This window comes from Promicromonospora kroppenstedtii, from assembly GCF_044389675.1.
Lineage (GTDB): Bacteria > Actinomycetota > Actinomycetes > Actinomycetales > Cellulomonadaceae > Promicromonospora > Promicromonospora kroppenstedtii.
Map to the genome: position 1 here is coordinate 1 of NZ_JBIRYI010000032.1, position 1,115 is coordinate 1,115.

1 protein-coding gene is annotated in these 1,115 nt (G+C 68.0%); it reads left to right on the forward strand.

All coding sequences use genetic code 11. The features are described from left to right. Positions 1-126: 126 nt before the first annotated feature. A partial coding sequence (locus ACH47X_RS26725) for an IS481 family transposase (protein WP_397408463.1) occupies positions 127-1,115 on the forward strand: 989 nt, incomplete at its 3' end.

Genomic DNA, 1,115 nt, shown 5'->3' on the forward strand with positions numbered 1-1,115 from the left:
TAGGTGTGATGTCCAGGGAGGTTGTTCCTGGATTGGTGCGACACGCGGTCAGGGTTAGGGGCTGAGGAAGGCCTCCGGTAGTGGAGTGGAGTTGTCGAGAAACCACTTCTCCCACCGGAGGCCTTCATGACCCACGCTAACGCCCTGCTGACCCCGCGAGCACGCCTGCGCCTGGCGCGTCTGATCGTCGAGTCGGGATGGACCATCACCAGCGCGGCGAAGATGTTCATGGTCTCGCCCCGCACTGCGAGCAAGTGGGCCCACCGTTACCGCACCGAGGGGCCCGCGGGCATGACCGACCGGTCCTCCCGCCCGCACCACAGCCCGACCCGGACCCCACGACCCGTGGTCAAGCAGATCGTGGGCCTGCGATGGCGCCACCGGCTGGGACCGGCGCAGATCGCGGGCCGCCTGGGCATGCCGGCCTCGACCGTGCACGCCGTCCTGGTCCGGACCAGGATCAACCGCCTGTCCCGGATCGACCGGGTCACCGGTGAGCCGATCCGCCGCTACGAACACGAGTACCCGGGTTCGTTGATCCACGTCGACGTGACCAAGTTCGGCAACATCCCCGACGGCGGCGGGCACCGCTACGTCGGCCAGCAGCAAGGCAGACGGAACAAGCGCGCCACCGCGGGCCTGCCCCGCGGCACGGACTACGGCCCACGCACCGGGACCGCGTTCCTGCACACCGTGATCGACGACCACTCCCGGCTGGCCTACGTCGAGATCCATACGGATGAGAAGGCCGACACCGCGGTCGGTGTCCTGCACCGAGCCACGACCTGGCTGGCCGAGCACGGCGTGAACGTCCAGCGGGTCCTGTCCGACAACGGAGCGGCCTACCGGTCCCACGCCTGGCGTGATGCCTGCACCCAGCTCGAGATCAAGCACAAGCGCACCCGCCCCTACCGGCCCCAGACCAACGGCAAGATCGAACGCTTTCACCGCACCCTGGCCGACGGCTGGGCCTACGCCCGGCACTACACCTCCGAGACCGAACGCCGCGACGAGCTACCCGGCTGGCTGCACTACTACAACCACCACCGAGCCCACACAGCGATCGGCAACCAACCACCCATCACCCGACTGAACAACCTCCCTGAACATCACAC